The sequence below is a fragment of the Streptomyces sp. NPDC046379 genome, from assembly GCF_055587785.1.
In genome coordinates, this window is the sequence record NZ_JBVJFP010000043.1 from 1 (window position 1) to 15416 (window position 15416).

Here is a 15416-nt window from a genome sequence, read left to right on the forward strand (position 1 = left end):
GGGGAAGAACTCGTACCACGACCCGAACAGCGCCCGCTCCCGCTCCACCAGCAGCGGCAACGGCTCCGACGCGGTCACCAACTCCCGCACCGGATGACGGTCGAGGACGGCCGTCACCTCCGGCGCCAGGGCGGCGGCCAGCCGGGAGGCCGCGGGGCGGGCGCCGTCCCGCAGCGCGTCGACGGCGGCGAGGAGCACGGCCCGCCCGGTGTCCGGGGCCTGTTCGGCGGCCCGCTCGTACAGCCGGGCGCCCTCCTCCAGGACCAGGGCGGTGTCCATCCCCGCGGGGATCTTGATCTGCGCGTGGTGCCGCCAGGTGGCGACGGGATCGCCCCACGCCTCCACGCTGTACGTCCACAGGCCGGGCTCCCCGGCGGTGACGGTGGCGCCCCAGCGGTCGGTGCCGGGCGCCAGTTCGCGCATCGGCGTCCACGGGCCGGGGCGGCCCTGCGGATCGCGGAGCACGACGTTGGCGGCGACCGCGTCGTGTCCCTCGCGGAAGACGGTCGCCGAGATCTCGAAGGTCTCGCCGGTCACGGCCTTCGCGGGCCGGCGTCCGTGCTGCACGATCGGGCGCACGTCGAGGACGGGTATGCGCCCGACGGCCGTGGCCCCGGTGCCTCCGGTCGCCCGGATGTCCTCCCTGCCGGGAGTCGTACGGGTGGTGCTGGTCGTCGGAGGTGCTGACGAGTGGTGCTTGGCGGGCATCACCGCTCCTGTCCGCTTCAACGTGGGTGGGCGGATGGCTGTGGGAGGTGGGTCGTGCCTGATGGGCCTGTGGGGGCTTCCGCAGGAGCCTTCCCACCCCCTTCGGGTGGGCAATCCGGCCCTGTGTTAACTACTCACGCGTATGTCCGCGCACAAGCCCCGCCCCGTTCGGGGCGGCGGGGCAACGACGCAACACGGCCGATATTCGCCCACCGTCACGACCTGTCCGGTAATGCGCCGCTACCACGGCGCTACTTGCGGAAGTTCCTTCGGTGAACCGGGTGCCCCGCCCGCCACCGTTCATGACGGCGCCCCAAGTCTGGCCGATTACCGCCCCGTAAGGGGGCGCACGCGGTGGCACCGGGGTGGGCAATGCGGCGGAGACCGTGCATCCGCTCTCCACCGGATGCCGGGTCCGCCCGGCGCGGCCACCCCGGTGCGCCCCCACCGACCGTGCGGTAACCACTACCGTCGATACACGACGGGACGCACACCGCCGTGCGTCCTCCTCCGCACGCTGACGAGGTGGAATGTGAAGGCGATCCGTCGATTCACCGTCCGGCCTGTCCTCCCCGAACCCCTCCGGCCGCTGAGCGACCTGGCGCGCAACCTGCGCTGGTCCTGGCACACGGAGACGCGCGACCTGTTCCAGTCCGTCGATCCGGAGCGGTGGGCCGCCTCGGGCGGTGACCCGGTACGGCTGCTGGGCACCGTCCCGCCCGAGCGGCTGGCCGAGCTGGCCGGCGACCGCCGTTTCCTGCGCCGGCTGACCACCGTGGCCGACGATCTGCACGACTATGCGACCGGCGACCGCTGGTATCAGGGCCAGGCCGGCGAACTGCCCGCCGCCGTCGCCTACTTCTCGCCCGAGTTCGGCATCACCGCCGCCCTGCCCCAGTACAGCGGTGGCCTCGGCATCCTCGCCGGCGACCATCTGAAGGCCGCCAGCGACCTCGGCGTGCCGCTGATCGGCGTCGGCCTGCTCTACCGGCACGGCTACTTCCGCCAGACCCTCTCCCGCGACGGCTGGCAGCAGGAGCACTACCCCGTCCTCGACCCCAACGAGCTGCCCCTCGCCCTGCTGAAGGAGGCCGACGACACCCCCGCCCGGGTCACCCTCGCCCTGCCCGGCGGCAAGGCGCTGCACGCGCGGATCTGGCTGGCCCAGGTCGGCCGCGTCCCGCTGCTGCTGCTCGACTCGGACGTCGAGGAGAACGACCTCGGCGAGCGCGGCGTCACCGACCGCCTCTACGGCGGCGGCAGCGAGCACCGGCTGCTCCAGGAGATGCTGCTCGGCATAGGGGGCGTGCGGGCGGTGCGCACGTACTGCCGGCTCACCGGGCACGCCGAGCCCGAGGTGTTCCACACCAACGAGGGACACGCCGGCTTCCTGGGCCTGGAGCGCATCGCCGAGCTGTGCGACCGAGGGCTGGACTTCGACCCGGCCCTCGAGGCGGTGCGGGCCGGGACCGTCTTCACCACGCACACCCCGGTGCCGGCCGGCATCGACCGCTTCGACCGCGAGCTGGTCGCCCGGCACTTCGGCCCCGACGCCGAACTGCCCCGCATCGACGTCGAGCGCATCCTGCGGCTCGGCGTGGAGAGCTACCCGGGCGGCGAGCCGGGCCTGTTCAACATGGCCGTGATGGGACTGCGCCTCGCCCAGCGCGCCAACGGCGTCTCGCTGCTGCACGGCAACGTCAGCCGGGAGATGTTCTCCGGACTGTGGCCCGGGTTCGACCCCGACGAGGTGCCGATCACCTCCGTCACCAACGGGGTGCACGCACCGACCTGGATCGCCCCCGAGGTGTTCCGGCTGGGCGCCCGGCAGATCGGCGCCCAGCGCACCGAGGACGCCTTCGCGGGCGCCGGCTCCGGCCGGTGGGACGCGGTGGCCGACATCCCCGACCAGGACATCTGGGAGCTGCGCCGGACCCTGCGCGAACAACTCGTGGCGGAGGTGCGGGAGCGGCTGCGGGTCTCCTGGCGGCAGCGCGGCGCCGGCACGGCCGAGCTGGGCTGGATCGACGGGGTGCTGGACCCGGACGTCCTCACCATCGGATTCGCGCGGCGTGTCCCCTCGTACAAGCGGCTGACGCTGATGCTGCGCGACCGGGACCGGCTGACGGACCTGCTGCTGCACCCCGAGCGGCCGGTGCAGATCGTCGTGGCCGGCAAGGCCCACCCGGCCGACGACGGCGGCAAGCGGCTCATCCAGGAACTCGTCCGGTTCGCCGACGACCCGCGGGTGCGGCACCGGATCGTGTTCCTGCCCGACTACGGCATGGGCATGGCGCAGAAGCTCTACCCCGGCTGCGACATCTGGCTCAACAACCCGCTGCGTCCCCTGGAGGCGTGCGGCACCAGCGGGATGAAGGCGGCGCTCAACGGCTGCCTCAACCTGTCGGTGCTGGACGGCTGGTGGGACGAGTGGTTCCAGCCCGACTTCGGCTGGGCCGTCCCGACCGCCGACGGCGCGGGCACCGACCCGGACCGCCGCGACGACATCGAGGCCGCCGCCCTCTACGACCTGCTCGAACAGCGGGTCACCCCGCGCTTCTACGAGCGCGGCCCCGGCGGCCTGCCGGACCGGTGGATCGAGATGGTCCGCCAGACCCTCACCCTGCTCGGCCCCAAGGTGCTGGCGGGCCGCATGGTGCGCGAGTACGTCGAGCGGCTGTACGCCCCCGCGGCGCTCGCCCACCGCTCGATGGACCCGGACGCCGCGCGCGAACTCGCCGGGTGGAAGCACCGGGTGCGCTCCGCCTGGCCCCACGTCACCGTCGACCACGTCGAGACCTCCGCCGCCACGGCCACCGCCGAGCTGGGCGCCACCCTCACCCTGCGGGTCCGCGTCGGCCTCGGCGGCCTCGGTCCCGACGACGTGGAGGTCCAGGCGGTGTCCGGCCGGGTGGACGCCGAGGACCGCATCGCGGACGCCGGCGCCGTCCCGCTGAAACCGGCGGGCGGCTCCGACGTGGAGGGACGCTGGGTGTACGAGGGCCCGCTCACCCTGGACCGCACCGGACCCTACGGCTACACGGTCCGCATCCTGCCCGCACACCGTCTGCTGGCGTCCAACGCGGAGCTGGGGCTGGTCGCGGTGCCGTCGCAGGAGCTGGTGGAGGCGGCGGGGGTGCTCATGCGGTGACGCCGGCGGCGGGCGCCCGGCGGCGGGCGCCCTGCCACCGGTGCGGTGGCAGGGCCGGTCGGCCGGCCCGTCGGCCGGTCAGCCGTTCGGCTCGCGTTCGCACAGCTCGCGCAGCACCTTCCCGCAGCGGCGGGCGTAGGCGTGCTGGAGGCCGCGGGTCGCCGCCCCGCCCGCGCGGGCGTACCAGCGGGCGGGGCGGCTGAAGGCGGTAACGGTCAGCCACACGGTGCCGTCGCCGGTGCGGTCGACCAGGAATGCCTCCTCGCCGCACTCCGGGTGGCCGGGCAGGGTGCCGTACGCCCAGCCGGCGCGGCGGTGTTCGTCGACCGTCCACACCACCCGGCACGGCGCCTTGACGACGCCGGCGAGGGTGACGGTGACGTCGACGCCCGGGGCGGCCCGGTCGGCGCTCGCCTCGATGCCGACGCCGACCGCGCGGTGCATCTCCCAGGTGCGCACCGCGTCCGCGGCCCGGCGGAAGACGTCCTGCCCCTCCCCGATGCGGCTGCGGACGTGCAGGGAGTGGAACCCGGGCGGACAGAAGCCGGCCTCGCGGGTGGCGCCGACGTCCTCGTAGGTGAACGACATGGCGCAAGACTAGGGCCTGTTGCGGAAGTGGATCTTGTTCGTCGATGATCACATGTCGTGGGACGTGGTGATCTGACGAATGGCCAGGGGGCCCGGCTTGAGCCGCTGCTGCCGCAGGGCATCAAGCCAGGTCGTCCGCAGGTGTGGACGCGGCGGCAGCTGATAGACGGCATACGGTGGCGGACCCGGACCGGTGCCCCTGGCGTGACGTGCCGGAATGCTACGGGCCCTGGGACCGGGTCTGCGACCTGTTCCGCCGCTGGCAGCGGGACGGCACCTGGGCGAGGATCCTCACCCAGCTCCAGGCCGAGGCCGATGCGAAAGGCCTGATCACCTGGGACGTGAACGTCGACTGCACCGTCTGCCGGGCCCATCAGCACGCCGCCGGAGCGGCGAAAAGGGGGACCTCCAGAAGGAACCGCCCGGCGGCGTCTTCGTCGAGCCGGCCGACCACGGCCTCGGACGATCCCGCGGCGGACTGACCAGCAAGATCCACCTCGCGGTCGAGCAAGGCCAGAAGCCCTTGTCCGTCGTGATCACGGCCGGGCAGCGGGGCGATTCCCCGCAGTTCGAAGCGGTCCTGGAAGCCATCCGGGTGCCGAGGCTGGGACGTGGCAGGCCGCGCAAGCGGCCGGACCGGGTGCGCGCCGACAAGGCGTACGACTCTCGCAGCAACCGCTCCTACCTGCACAGACGTGGGATCAAGGCCACGATCCCGGTCCCGGCAGACCGTGTCCGCAACCGGCTCAAGCGCGGATCGCGTGGCGGGCGACCGCCGACGTTCGACAAGGACGACTACAAACAGCGGCACGCGGTCGAGTGCGGGATCAACCGGCTCAAGCGCCACCGGGCCGCCGCCACGCGGTACGACAAACTCGACGTCCGCTACGAGGCAACCGTGCTGGTCGCAGCCATCAACGAGTGGCTGTGACCAGCACTTTCACAACACGCCCCAGGCGGCGGCACAAGAACGTCAGACAGGGGCGGACAAGGTCCGGCAGACTCCTGGCCATGGATGCGGGGCTTGCGGGACTTCTGGGTGGTGTCATCGGCGCAGCGGTGGGGGTGATCGGTGCCACCGCGTCGGCCTACATCACCGGCCGGAAGGCGGAACAGCAGGCACGGATCCAGGTCCAGGCCCAACTGGCACAGGCACAATGGCAGCTCCGCCTCGAGTACCTAAACCAGCGTCATGAACCCCGGGCGCAGGCGTACACCGCCCTACTGACCCTCGCCGCCGAGGTCCAGCAGCTGCTAGAGCGGGCGATCGGATGCATGGAAGCGCGCGACAGTGCCCAGTACCCGACCGTCGTCCAGCAGATAGAAGAAAGACTCAAGGAGTTCGCGACTCTCTACACCCGGGTCCGGGTGGAAGGCCCCGAAGCAATGCTCCACCCGACCCAGGTCATTGAGGCCGTCCTCTCCCCCTTCCTGTGGCCGATGGAGGACTTCTACGACTTCGAGGACTACGAAGGGCTCTGCGACTACCGGAACAAAGTCTCGGAAGCTGTCTACGGGTTCGTCGATGCCGCTCGAAAGACGCTCAACGATGACCTGCTCACCAGCCGCCTCGCCGCCAGCCCTGAACACCCTTAACAGCTAGCGGCTTCTCACACTGCGCCCCGCTGCTTCCCTTAGAAGGTTCCGGCAGGCGACAGGAGGGCCCTGGGCCGGGCCGAACTGCCCGTCGGTTGATCGATTCTCTGGCCACCAGTAGATCTTGGATAGGGTGCGGGCATCAACTGTCGGAGCTGATCGCGTTGCCTTCGCTGAGGGTGCGTCCACACCCTCTGGTGTGCCACCTGGCTGCGGTCGCCAGCACATGTTGGCCACAGGCTGCGATCTGAATGGGGTGGGAAGATGTCCGGTCACCGGCTGTCCAAGAGAAACCGCTACATCGCGTGGGCCGCGACGGGTGTCGTCGTCGTCGCCGGCGCCGGGATCGCGGCGCAGACTTCCCTGGCCGCGCCGAGCTGGCCGGCGCAGAAGACGTACACAGGGCGGGCGTTCGACGCCTGCACGGCGCCCTCCCTGGCGGCGATGAAGGCGTGGAACACCGGCTTCTACGGCGCGGCGGCGGTCTACATCGGCGGCAAGAACCGCGGCTGCGCGCAGCCCAACCTCACCGCCTCGTGGGTGAAGTCGGTCAACGCCGCGGGCTGGAAGCTGATCCCGCTCTACGTCGGCGCCCAGCCGCCCTGCCAGGCGAGCAGGAACCCCGAGCGGTTCACCGCCTCCACGGCCGCCGCCGTCGGGGCCAGCAACGCCAACGACGCCGTCGCCAAGGCCGCCGCACTCGGCATGAAGCCGGGCAGCCCGATCTACCTCAACATGGAGTCGTACGACATCACGAACAAGATGTGCAACGACGCCACCCTGACGTACGTGCGCTCCTTCACCAGGACCCTGCGGGCCAAGACCTACCGCGCCGGGTTGTACGGCTTCGCCGACTCCAGCGCCAAGGCCGTCGCCACCGCCGCCAACCGGACGGATCTGCCGGGCAACCTCTGGTACGCGCTGTGGAACAAGAGGAACACCACCACCGCCGACTGGCCCTGGGACCCCCAGCTGTACACCGACCACAGCCGCGGCCACCAGTACATGGCCAACAGCAAGGAGACCCGCGGCGGCCACACCATCACCGTCGACCGCAACGCCTGGGACGCCCCAGTCGCCATCATCGGATAGGCAGCATGTCCGTGCGGACCTCGGCTCCCGGCTCGTAGGCGTCGGATGTTCGGTGTCCCCCCACGCCGAGCCGGCCTTTGATCCGCGTCCTCGACAACGCCGATCCGGACCGCGACCGCCCGGCCCGGCTCCTGGAACGCCACTACGAGCACCGCCGGGTCCAGGCCCTGGTCACCCTCGCCGCCAACCCGCACACTCCGCACGTCGCCGTCGCGGACGTCCTGCGCGGGCTGCATCCGGCAGCACTGGCCCGGATTGCCGAGAAGGCCGGCGGGCCCGACTGGTTCTTGGCCGCGTCGGCCGCCGCTCCGGTGCCCGAAGACGAGGACGACGGGGTGGTGCGGCTGGTGAACGACGACGAACTCGGCAAGCACCCCGATCCTGCGGCCGTCCTGCAGTCCTGGCTCGACTCCCCCGCGACCGGTGAGATCCTCTCCCGCTCCGAGGTTAACCGCGCCGTCGTGAAGTCCCGCTACCGCACCCTGGAGCACCTGCGCCAGATCCCCGCCGATGAGGTCCTCGCCGGCCACGAACCCGAGGTCGCCCTGAGAATCCTGCTGGACCACTGCGGGCGCAGCACCGACCGGTGGGAGGCCCTCGCCGCCGCCATGACCTTCGGCTACGAAGGTGAGGAGATCGCCTTCGGTCAGCTCCTCGACTCCCTGGACGGCGCATCGGTGCGGGCGCGCACGTCCTGAGTGGGCAGGGTCACCAGTTCAGTCGATCCGAAGTGGCGCGTTCCCGGGCCTTCGGCCTCACCTTGCGCGGCACGACGGGAGAAGCGGGCACCGGACGCCCAGGGGGAGGGCGGTGTGCCGCCCCGCCGGTTCGGCCGATGCTGATCGGCCCGTGGCGGGTTGGATCAAGCCAAGTTCAGGAAGCGGCATACGTGCGGCTGCCACCCGGCCAGACTACGCAGTGCAGTTACTTGATTACGCGCGTACCGGGAGGGCTTTCTTGCCGCGCAGGGACGACATCGTGACGATCGTGATCGACGCGAAGAACGAGACGAAGAGATCGATCGACGGCCTGGGCACCAGGGTCAACGACCTGGAACGGGATCTTCGAGCCGCGTTGACCACCGAGATCGCAGGGCTACGCGACACCGCCCTCGCCGACGTGAAATCGTCGCAACACGAGACGCGGACCAGCGCTTACAACGCGGGCAAGCGGGCAAGCGAAGCCGTTGCTGCGGTGGCCGACCTGCGCCGAGACGTCGACCGGCTGCACGACGGGCTCGAAGGTCTGCGGCAGGATGTCGGCAAGATCCTGGAGGCCCTGCAGGCCGCGGCACCGACACGGGTGCCGACGACTGCTGGCTTGGCGGACGACCCGTTCCTCGACCAGGTCGGGACCGAGGCCGGGCCGGATTCCGTGATCCTGCCCGCGCAGAGGCAGGCGCCGGACCAGGAGTCGACAGCGCATGTGGAACCTGCTGACCCGAATCTGCGCGCGGACGGCTCGCCCGGAGGGGAAGAGCCCGGAGCCTCCACGGCTGTCGAAGCCCCCGTAACCGCGGCCGACGGGGAAGAAGCCAATCAGACGTCACCTGACGCCGAGCAGTCCCCGCCGGGAACCGGTGACCTCGAAGACGGGGACCACGATGTCGTCCGCGCGGCGCGGGAGGCCGGCGAGCAGGACGCTAACGACTCGTTGACGGAGCCGTCTCCGCTCACCTGGAAGGGCAGAATCTGGGCGATCATGAGGGCAGGGAGGGTCGCGTCGGCCACCCTGGTCTGCCACCGGGACACTTGGGAGTTCGTGGCAGCGCAGGTGGGCAGCCACCCGCACTTCCGGACCCCGGCCCTCGAGGAACGCGAGAACGGCAGTGTGGCCGCGGTCCTCTCCGGCCGGTCGCTGGTCGCCATGCTCCTTGCCCTCTACCACACGGCGAACACCTCCCTGCGCAAGCCGGGCGGCGAGGACGATTTGATCGCCTACGCCGACTGGGCCATGGCCTCAGAGGTCTACTCCGCGACCGCCCGAGTCCTCAGTACGGCCCACTACGAGGAAGGGGACCCCGTCGTAGTGACGATCGACCGCCGGGTGCGCGCTCGGGCATGACAGCACCGGGCGAGCGCCTCTGACGGGCAAGACCGCCTGACGGTTGATGCACCGGGGACGAACGGCAAAGAGCTGAGCACTCTCACCACCGGGAAGGGCCCTCAGCGGCAGACGCCGTCGGCCGGGGCCCAAGTGGTGCACATGGCTTCGGTGCCGACGGCGATGAGACTCAGCGTTGCCGGCGTTGACGGCAGCCCGGCCAGGGGTGTCCGGAGAGGGCCTTCGGCCTCTGGGATAGCGGAATGGCGCGAAAGCGCAGAGAACCGCTCAGGCCTGGTCGGGTACCGCGCGATGGATCAGTCGGTGACCCCGGGGCACCGCCGTTCTCGCCGGGGCCGCCGAGCTCGTGGCCCCGGACCTTCTGGCCGTCCCTGATGCCCGCGAGGATGCGCACGTTGTAGGTGCGCTGATCGCGGACGAGCCGGCCCTCGCCCTGGCACGTAGCGCAGGACTGTGCCGCCTTCTCGTCGGTCCTGGTGGCGCAGGCGGGCAGCCAGAGCGGCTGCCCACTTACGGCCCCCTGCCTGCACAACTCCCCTTTCCCGGTACACGCCGTGACGGACCACATACCGGCATGCACCTGCCACGCCACGCCGAAGAGCCCTCCACGACAGGGAGATCCGCAGCAAGGCCACGCGACTGGACGCGGTGGCCCGCAGGATCTGGCCGGCGCGATACCGGTGCCGCAGATTTCATGGCGGGGCTTTCACTCCAACGGGTTATCCCTGCAACCCTGCCCGGGCGCGGTGCGCTCTCAAGCACCGCAACCGGGCCAGAACTGTGGGGGATGAAGGATCGGGCCTCTTGTCGGACTCCGGTACGTGGCTGACGATTCGCAGCAGAGCAGACGGTTGTCCGGACCCTGACGAGGTGGGGGCCATGTCGACGGGAACGAGCGGGGATTACTGGAAAGACAGAGCACTGCCCAGCGTATTCAAGCATGACCTGCTGAAGCGCTATCTGGCTCAGTTCGGCGGCATGCTGAGTGGCCAGTCGCATGACAAGCGGGTGGTCTACCTGGACGGATACGCGGGCGAGGGCCGTTATGAGAACGGCGAGCCGGCCTCCGCGGAACTCGCGCTCAGGGTCGCCTCCTACTTCCGTGCCCGGCACGGGGTGACGGTGGAGGGCTTCTTCACCGAGGCGCAGGCCAGGTCGTTCCAGCGGCTGCAGGACGTCGTGGAGGGTTACCGCCGCCAAGGGGTCGTCGCGCATGCTCACCGCGGTGAGGTCGACGGGGTGCTCGACAGCGTCGTCCAGCGGGCCGCGGGCAGGCCGCTGTTCCTCTTCCTGGACCCGTGCGGGCTGGTGCTGCCCCAGGACCGGCTCGTGGACGTGCTGGCCAGGCAGCGGCCGGACAAGAAGCCGGCGACCGAGTTGCTGATGAACTTCAGCATGATGGCGGTGTGGCGGCTGGGCGGGCACGTCCGTTCACCGAAGGGCAACGAGACCTCGCTGCGGCGCTTCGACGAGGTCTGCGGGGGCGCCTGGTGGCGTGAGTACTTCGCCGAGGCGGCGGCCCCCGGCGCCCAGGCCGGCGCCGCGGAGGATGCCATCGAGGCGGTAGCAGCCGAGTACGCCCGCCGCCTGGCCAGCCGCACCGGCATGTTCGTGCAGTCGGTGCCGGTCTCGCACGCCCCGCACAAGCGCGCCGTATACCGGCTGGTGTTCGCCACCCGCAGCCAGTACGGGCTGTGGGTGTTCGGCGACACCGTGGCCCGGGCCCGCGCGGAATGGTGGAAGACCCTGGAACTGCAGGAAACCCGGGAGGACCCCGACGCCCTGTTCTCCGCTGCCTCCGTCCTGCGGCCCGACCCGGCCGTCGTGGAGAAGGAAGCCGTTCCGGCGATAGCCGCCAACCTGGAGAGACTGCTGAGCGCGGGGCGCCCGGTCCGGCTGGTCGACCACACCCTGGCCGTGTTCGGTGACTACTTCGGGCAGGTCACCGATCCTGCAGCCCGCAAGGCAGTCAAGTACCTGCACAGCCAGGGCAAGACACCCACCACAGGTGTCGGCGGCGACAAGACCCGCGCGCTGGTCGTGCAGCCCGCACGTCCCTGAACGCGTCACCCGCGGTCCGCGGTGCTACACCGTCGCGGGCTGCGGCATCTCGTCCCAGGTACGTCCCTCCAGCTCGCGGCCGCCGGCCTTCGGCGTACGGCCGCCCCACTGCTTGAAGAAGAAGGCCACACCTGCCTGCTGGCAGACGTCCCGGATCTGCGCGACCCAGGCCTCGTCCAGCGGCCGGTGCCCGCGCCCGGACTCGCCGCCCGCGATCACCCAGTCGATGCCGGACAGCTCGAGCCCGTCCAGCGGTCCCAGCAGCGGCTCGCACGACAGGAACCGCACCGCCGCCGGCACCTGCCGCAGGTCGTCCACGCGCGCGAGCTCCTGCGCGCTCTCCACCGACACCCCCATCCACAGGTTGTCGGGCCACTCCAGACGGCCGGCGATCTGCCGAAGGCGCCGCGCCCGCTTGGTCAGCACCTGGTAGGTGTGCTGCGGAGTGTCGGCAATCACCTCGAAGACCCGCCGCACGTAGTCCAGCGGCACCCGGGCGTGGAAGAGGTCGCTCATGGAGTTCACGAACACCGTGCGCGGGCTCTTCCACCCGTAGGGCACCCGCAGGGCATCCGGATGGACCGTCAGCCCGAAACCCGGGCCGGAGGTCCGCGGGTCACCATCCGTCTGGTACTTCGGCGAGCCCATCGCCTTCAGGCGTTTCGCCAGCGTCAGCGCGTAGCAGTTGTCGCAGCCCTCCGACACACGGTCGCATCCCGTGGTCGGGTTCCACGTCGCTTCGGTCCACTCGATCGCACTGCGGTCGCTCACTGGTCCCCTCCTGCTGTGTGCTGCCCAACGATGCCCTCCGCCGCCGCGTTGCGGGAAGCGATGACCGGGACTGCTGGTGTTCGTAACCGATCCTGAACATTCACCAAATGGAACATGTGTTCACACGGTAGTTATCCGTACACGTCCCGTCGAGCGGCCCTTACAGCCCGTCCGGCCTCCTGGCACCGGCCCCACACCGCCTCACCCACCGCTCAGACATCGCCTCTCCGGACCGCGCGTCGTTCCCGGGCCCGGGCAGGGCCGCGCCCTCGACCGCCGCAGCCCTACGCCACGCTGCGCACGGCTCGCCTGCACCACGGCCAGCGCACCGTCCGGCTCGAGGAACGCACGCCAACTCAGCTCATGCATCGCGGCAGCCTGCCGCTCCACCACTTCCGCGATGACCAGGTCCACCCTCGGCGGCCGGACGACCTGGCGGTGCTCCTCGATGGCACGGCGGTAGCCACCCGGCGGGATCCGCCGCTGCACCGGCGCGGTGGGCACAGTCAACGGAGCCGGGTCAGCTGCTGCTGTGGCCCTCTCCCAACCATCAAGCAGCTGCACGAGGACGGCGCGCAGCGTAGCGGGGGAGGCGGAACCGCAACGCAGCGGCGGGTCCGGCGGGCCAGCACGGCCGGGAAGATCCGCCGGGGCCCGTAGGTGCCAAGCCGCTCGTCGGATGCACCGTCTACGCCGGTTGCCCGCCGACGATGGCGCGCCCATGGCCTACAACGGGCTCGCCGGGGTGGGCTCGCTGGTGGCACGATCGCCCGAGGCGAGGGTGCCACGCCCGCATACAGGGCAGTGAAGGACCGCGCCGTGTACAACTGCGCGCATCCCACTGAGTTCTCGGAGCCCATTGTGAGTGATTTCCCCTCTGGTGTGACCGGTGCCATCGGCCACGCCTTGGCCCTCAACTTGCGCCATTACGCCCAGCAGTTCGGCGTGGACAACTTGAGTGGGACTGACCTGTACGCGGACGTGATCGCAGCGTTGAAGTGGGTTCACTCCGTGGACCCGCAGACGGCCGTGTACGTGGCCCGGCACGCTCTGCAGGACGCGGCAGACGAGGGCGACCGGCATCCCGTGCCGCTGAAGGAAGCGGCGCTCTGCCTGCGACATTCCCTGACGCAGGCCAGCGTGCCATACGGGAAGTGGTCGCAAGGCCAGGCGGAGGCGTTCGTGACCGCCGTCCTCCTGGACGTCACCTGACGACCGCCTCCGCGCAAAGGGCCCGTGCAGGTCCCTCCGGCGGCGGAGCATTTTCATCATGCGTACCGACGTGCCGTGACGGCTGATTGGGGTCCGGCCCGTCAAGGTCGGCCAAGACGCGCTCACCGACATCGCGAACCCGCGGCGGCTGGCGGCCGAGGTGGTCCTCACCGGGGAGGCCCACGACGTTGCGCGGTGCTCCCGCCTCAGCCAGCAGGTTGCCGGTCATCCCTCCGGTGCGGGTCGCCATGCGCCGTCCAGGGGGTGGGCGATGCCGTGGTCCAGCAACTGGCACTGGCTTGGGCCAGACGGTGTTCTCTCAGGAGTGATTGGCCTGTGGGGATGGGTCGCGTGTCTCGCCGTTCGGCTGCGGCGGACAAGAAGTGGAACCGATGCAGTCGTGTGGACACTTGTTGCTGTGGACTTACCATTGCACGAACGGGTCCGGTCTGGCGATCGGGCGGCGTTCGCCAAGATCTTCGACGAGCATGCGCGGGTCGTCTATGCCCATGCGATCAGGACGACGGGTGACTGGGCCCTCGCCGAGGACGTCATGTCGCTCACGTTTCTGGAGGCCTGGCGACTACGCGACAAGCTGCGCGGGGAAGTCAGAAGCGTCCGGGCATGGCTGTTGGGCATAGCGACCAATGTGATGCGAAATATCACACGGGCGGCACGCAGGCATCGAGAGGCGATGTCCCGGCTGCCGCCGCCCGAAGCGTTACCTGACTTTGCAGACGCCGTGGTCGGGCAGCTGGCCGACGTCCAGCGGCTGGCCGCTGCCGCCCGGGCGTTGCAACGTCTGAAGCGGACCGAACGCGAGGTGTTCACCCTGGTCGTCTGGTCCGACCTGGGGTACGCCGCGACCGCTGAGGCATTGGGCATTCCAGTCGGCACCGTCCGCTCCCGGCTCTCACGGGCAAGAGAGAAACTGCGCAGGCTCGTCGAGGAGGAGCTCAAGGCGGACCCGGACGGTGCGGAACCGCGGACCGGCAGCGGACACCTATCGCCAAGCGGGGCGACCACAGCCCGCGCGTCGCGCAGAAGGAGCACACGATGAGTCTCGAGCAGCGGGAGCAATCCGAGCGTGAGCGGGCAAGCCGAGTGCTGCCTCCGGCTCCCTTTCCGGAACCGGCACCTGGACGAGTGGAAGCTCGCCGTGAGCACTTCTTGAGTGAAGTCGACCGGCAGACGCGATCGCGCTCTCGCCGCCTGGCATGGCACTCCAGAGGGCGTTTGAGGCTGGTGCTGGGCGGCGCAGTGGCCGCTGGGGCGACCATCGTCGTGCTCAGTGTCTGGTCCGATGCTCCGGACGCTGCGTCTGAAGTGCCGCCGGCCTCGGCAGCCTCGGTCCAGCTGCTCGAGAGGGCGGCTCTGGCCGCCGCTACGACGCCGCAGAACGAGGTGCGCGTGGGGCAGTACGCGTATGTCAAGACGGTTGGCCACACGTCGGTGCTGTCCGAGACCGAGACCGGTGCGATGGAACTCTCGCGCGAGGACGAGAGTATGGAGCAGTGGACCTCGGTGGACGGAAGTGAGCGGACGCTGCAGCGCAAAGGCGGCAGCGACTCACTAGTGCCGGGCACTCGGGGCCCAGGCAATCTGAACTCACCGACCTACTACTTCCTGGCCGCCCTGCCGACCGATCCTGATGCTCTGTTGAAGAGGATTCGCGACGACGCCGAGAAGAATCACGGAGCTGGTTCCGACTCCACGACGGGACCGGACCAGGAGGCGTTCGTCACGATCGGAGATCTTCTGCGTAGTGGGGTGACTCCGCCCGATACGTCTGCGGCACTCTACCGGGCCGCTGCCCTCATCCCCGGAGTCGACGTCGTCTCCGGCGCCGTGGACGCGGCAGGCCGGCACGGGGTCGCCGTCGCCCGAACACACGATGGCGAACGGACTGAGTGGATCTTCGACAAGAGCACGGCCCGGTTGCTGGGCGAGCGCACGGTCCTCGTGGAGGACACGGCGTGGGGGAAGGCCGGCACGGTCGTCAGTTCCGTCGCCCTCATCGACAGCGGCATCGTCAACCAGGCCGGACAGACTCCTTCAGAATGAGTTTTGGTTCAGGCCTTGGCAGTTGGGCTGGCGGGCGGCAGAGTTCTGCGGGTGTCGGATGATCTTGTGCCTGATGATCTGTGGGACCGCGTGGCCCCGCTGCTCCCTC

12 protein-coding genes and 1 pseudogene are annotated in these 15416 nt (G+C 70.3%); 10 read left to right on the forward strand and 3 right to left on the reverse strand.

Annotated features, from left to right (window positions below):
- Positions 1–708 (reverse strand): maltotransferase domain-containing protein (locus ACZ6KF_RS33390; protein WP_469241935.1); only part of this gene is annotated, 708 nt, incomplete at its 3' end.
- Between the two features lie 532 nt (positions 709–1240).
- On the opposite strand from ACZ6KF_RS33390, the gene ACZ6KF_RS33395 reads away from it, so the two are divergent.
- Entirely contained in the window at positions 1241–3859 is a 2619-nt protein-coding gene (locus ACZ6KF_RS33395; RefSeq protein WP_469160810.1) for a glycosyltransferase family 1 protein, read from the forward strand.
- Positions 3860–3937: 78 nt separating this feature from the next.
- Here ACZ6KF_RS33395 and ACZ6KF_RS33400 read toward each other — a convergent pair whose 3' ends face one another.
- Positions 3938–4447: a DUF1990 domain-containing protein gene (locus ACZ6KF_RS33400; RefSeq protein WP_356637541.1), complete on the reverse strand. Its 510-nt coding sequence runs from the start codon at positions 4445–4447 to the stop codon at positions 3938–3940.
- 57 nt (positions 4448–4504) lie between these two features.
- Here ACZ6KF_RS33400 and ACZ6KF_RS33405 point away from each other — a divergent pair.
- From ACZ6KF_RS33405 to tcmP, 6 genes and pseudogenes are all read left to right on the forward strand, one after another.
- Positions 4505–5378: pseudogene (locus ACZ6KF_RS33405) on the forward strand (IS5 family transposase).
- Between the two features lie 80 nt (positions 5379–5458).
- Positions 5459–6043, forward strand: a complete 585-nt coding sequence (locus ACZ6KF_RS33410; protein WP_469160797.1) for a hypothetical protein — start codon at positions 5459–5461, stop codon at positions 6041–6043.
- A 264-nt stretch (positions 6044–6307) separates the two neighbouring features.
- Positions 6308–7135 (forward strand): glycoside hydrolase domain-containing protein, encoded by an 828-nt coding sequence (locus tag ACZ6KF_RS33415; protein ID WP_356632732.1) that lies wholly within the window; start codon positions 6308–6310, stop codon positions 7133–7135.
- A 77-nt stretch (positions 7136–7212) separates the two neighbouring features.
- Positions 7213–7833: a hypothetical protein gene (locus tag ACZ6KF_RS33420; RefSeq protein WP_469241937.1), complete on the forward strand. Its 621-nt coding sequence runs from the start codon at positions 7213–7215 to the stop codon at positions 7831–7833.
- A gap of 280 nt (positions 7834–8113) precedes the next feature.
- Complete coding sequence (locus ACZ6KF_RS33425; RefSeq protein WP_469241939.1) at positions 8114–9199, forward strand: hypothetical protein; 1086 nt, start codon at positions 8114–8116, stop codon at positions 9197–9199.
- An 879-nt stretch (positions 9200–10078) separates the two neighbouring features.
- Complete coding sequence (gene tcmP / locus ACZ6KF_RS33430) at positions 10079–11260, forward strand: three-Cys-motif partner protein TcmP (protein WP_356632726.1); 1182 nt, start codon at positions 10079–10081, stop codon at positions 11258–11260.
- Between the two features lie 24 nt (positions 11261–11284).
- On the opposite strand, the gene ACZ6KF_RS33435 is transcribed toward tcmP, so the two are convergent.
- Positions 11285–12031, reverse strand: a complete 747-nt coding sequence (locus ACZ6KF_RS33435) for a DUF5131 family protein (RefSeq protein ID WP_356632724.1) — start codon at positions 12029–12031, stop codon at positions 11285–11287.
- Positions 12032–12850: 819 nt separating this feature from the next.
- Between ACZ6KF_RS33435 and ACZ6KF_RS33440 the strand changes: the two genes are divergently transcribed.
- From ACZ6KF_RS33440 to ACZ6KF_RS33450, 3 genes are all read left to right on the forward strand, one after another.
- Positions 12851–13243: a hypothetical protein gene (locus tag ACZ6KF_RS33440; RefSeq protein WP_356632722.1), complete on the forward strand. Its 393-nt coding sequence runs from the start codon at positions 12851–12853 to the stop codon at positions 13241–13243.
- Positions 13244–13661: 418 nt separating this feature from the next.
- Complete coding sequence (locus ACZ6KF_RS33445) at positions 13662–14303, forward strand: RNA polymerase sigma factor (protein WP_469241941.1); 642 nt, start codon at positions 13662–13664, stop codon at positions 14301–14303.
- Entirely contained in the window at positions 14300–15307 is a 1008-nt protein-coding gene (locus ACZ6KF_RS33450) for a CU044_5270 family protein (RefSeq protein ID WP_469177080.1), read from the forward strand. The genes ACZ6KF_RS33445 and ACZ6KF_RS33450 overlap by 4 nt, the downstream gene beginning before the upstream one ends.
- Positions 15308–15416 lie beyond the last annotated feature (109 nt).